Raw genomic sequence first — 2485 nt, 5'->3', positions numbered from 1 at the left:
GGCCCTCATCGACCGCGACCTCGCCGCGTGCGGTCGTGACGGCCACGATCTCGTCGGCGAAGCGGCCCGCGTCGATCGCAGCGATCGCCCGCTCGTGACTGCCGAGGGCGAAGGCGTCGGCATCCTCGCGCGTGACGCCGTCGACGCGAGCGACCTCCTCCGCGGTCTCCGGCATCGAGAACGTGGCTTTGTCTCGCGCTGCAAGCCGCGGGTTCGCGAACCGCCACCCGATCGATGTGTCGAACGATTCGCCGGGCTTGGCCCAGGGACGGGCGGGCTTCGCCTGCACCCAGGGGGCGCGGGTCATCGACTCCACTCCGCCGGCGATCATGAGGTCTGCGTCCCCGGCGCGGATGGCCTGCGCAGCGAGAGTCACGGCGGACATCCCCGATGCGCACAGCCGATTGACGGTGAGCCCCGGGACCTCGTCGGGAAGCCCGGCCAGGAGAACGGCCATCCGTGCAACGTTGCGGTTGTCCTCGCCGGCCTGGTTCGCTGCACCGAGGATCACCTCGTCAACCGCCGATGCGGGGGCGCCGGAGCGGGCGAGCGCCTCACCGACGACGAGCGCGGCGAGGTCGTCGGGACGAACCGACGAGAGGGCACCGCCGTACCGTCCGACCGGAGTGCGGACACCACCGACGAGATATGCCTCGGACATCGTCATCCTTCCCTGGGCCCGCGGCGTCGCGAGCTCCGAGTTATTACAGACCGATCGTTCAGTAATTCGGTCGCCGTGTCAAATCCATGACGGAACCGCCAGGAACGTCATAGGTTCGGTGCAAGACTGGGATGCATGACCGCCGCTGCTTCCACTTCACGAAACCGCCGCGGACGCCCCGGTTATGACCGTCAGCAGGTACTGGAAGCGGCGGTGCGGATCTTCAACCAACAGGGCTACGACGCGACGTCCGTCTCGGATATTGCGGCATCCCTCGGCTTCGCGAAGTCGGCGCTATACCACCACTTCGAGTCGAAGGCATCGATCTTGGAGCTTGCGCTCGACGACGCCTTGAGTGGTCTCGAGAGCGCTCTGGACTCGGCGGTCAGGGACAACGGCTCGGCTTCCGCGCAACTGCGCCAATTCGTGCACAGCGCCGTCGGTGTCTTGACTGCACGTCTCCCGCAGGTAATGCTCCTTCTGCGGGTTCGTGGCAACAGCGAGGTGGAGCTGGCGGCCCTGCAGCGACGCCGTGCGTTCGACCAAAGGGTCGCGATGATCGTCGCTGCGGCCCAAGAGGAGGGGATGCTCCGCAAGGAGATCGACGCGTCGGTGGCCACCCGACTCATCTTCGGCATGATCAATTCACTCGTCGAGTGGTATCGCCCTGATGGGCCGGTCGATGCGGCAGAGCTCGCCGATGATGTCCTCCTCGCGACCTTCGACGGGCTTCAGACGCACCCCTGACCGCTCATCGGTCGGCGTCCGGCCCATACACCTCGCCACTGGTGATGTAGAGCGAAACGGCTCGCGCGCGGTGAAGCCCCCGTGTCGGCCGGGTTCGTGACTCCGTACGCGCCCGGATTCCCAGTGCTCGTCCCCGGACAGTCATCTCGCCCGAGGTGGTCGAGTTCATGGCCGCGCTCGACACCCGCGAGATCCACGGCTACGACGAGGCCCGCGGCTACCGCGTCATGAAGTGACCGCCGCCACTGGCCCATTCCAAAGCGAGTGAATGGGGTTCTGCCGGGCACTCTGGCCCCGTCGCGACGGGATTCGGGAAAGAACGAATCGAATTCGAGCGCGCCGAACGCAACTGAACGTGATCGACCTCGATCCTGACGGCACACGAATCCGCGTGAAATCAAGGCAACTCAAGCGACCACATCTCACTGCGCCGATCCGTTTCAGGGTTCAAATCCCTCCGTCTCCGCCATGTGATGTCTCAGGACATCGTGAACGGTTGAACCCCCGGTTTCCGGGGGTACAACCGTTTTTGCGTTGGTAGCTGTGGGTGGGGTCGAGGGTGTATTCGCCGAGGACTTCGCCGGTGCTGGTGGTGATCACGCTGCCCTCTGGGACTGCTGCACGGATAGGTGACTGTTTCGGTTAGGCCGCGAGGGCCAGGTTCTGGTTCATGATGGTCTCGAACTCGACCGGCGTCAAACGGCCCAGTCGGCTCTGTCGGCGGCGGCGATGGTAGGTCCGCTCGATCCAGGTCACGATCGCGATCCGCAGCTCCTCGCGGGTCGTCCAGGTGCGTCGGTTGAGGACGTTCTTCTGCAGCAGGGCAAAGAACGATTCCATCGCCGCGTTGTCGCCGCAGGACGCGACTCTGCCCATCGATCCGACCATCCGGTGGTGGCGGAGTTCGCGGACGAATTTCCGGCTCCGGAATTGGCTGCCCCTATCGCTGTGGACCACGCAGCCGGCGACATCACCACGCATCGCGACCGCGTTGCGCAACGCCGTGACGGCGAGGCGAGACTTCATCCGGCTGTCGATCGAGTAGCCGACGATCCGGTTCGAGTGCACGTCTTTGAT

General features: G+C 65.4%; 3 protein-coding genes and 1 pseudogene. 2 read left to right on the top strand and 2 right to left on the bottom strand.

All coding sequences use genetic code 11. From position 1 onward, the window contains the following. Positions 1-661 (bottom strand): beta-ketoacyl synthase N-terminal-like domain-containing protein (locus VJR25_RS05830; RefSeq protein WP_324113485.1); only part of this gene is annotated, 661 nt, incomplete at its 3' end. A gap of 135 nt (positions 662-796) precedes the next feature. On the opposite strand from VJR25_RS05830, the gene VJR25_RS05825 reads away from it, so the two are divergent. Further along, positions 797-1408: a TetR/AcrR family transcriptional regulator gene (locus VJR25_RS05825; protein WP_324113482.1), complete on the top strand. Its 612-nt coding sequence runs from the start codon at positions 797-799 to the stop codon at positions 1406-1408. Between the two features lie 54 nt (positions 1409-1462). After that, positions 1463-1644, top strand: a pseudogene (locus VJR25_RS05820) (hypothetical protein); the annotation flags it as partial. Between the two features lie 406 nt (positions 1645-2050). Here the strand turns inward: VJR25_RS05820 and VJR25_RS05815 are convergent. Further along, positions 2051-2485: DDE-type integrase/transposase/recombinase (locus VJR25_RS05815; RefSeq protein WP_324113480.1), on the bottom strand; the 435-nt coding region annotated here is incomplete at its 5' end.

The sequence above is a fragment of the Microbacterium sp. genome, from assembly GCF_035277845.1.
GTDB lineage: Bacteria > Actinomycetota > Actinomycetes > Actinomycetales > Microbacteriaceae > Microbacterium.
The sequence above is the reverse complement of the archived record's forward strand: the minus strand, read 5'-3'. Positions and strand labels throughout refer to the sequence as shown.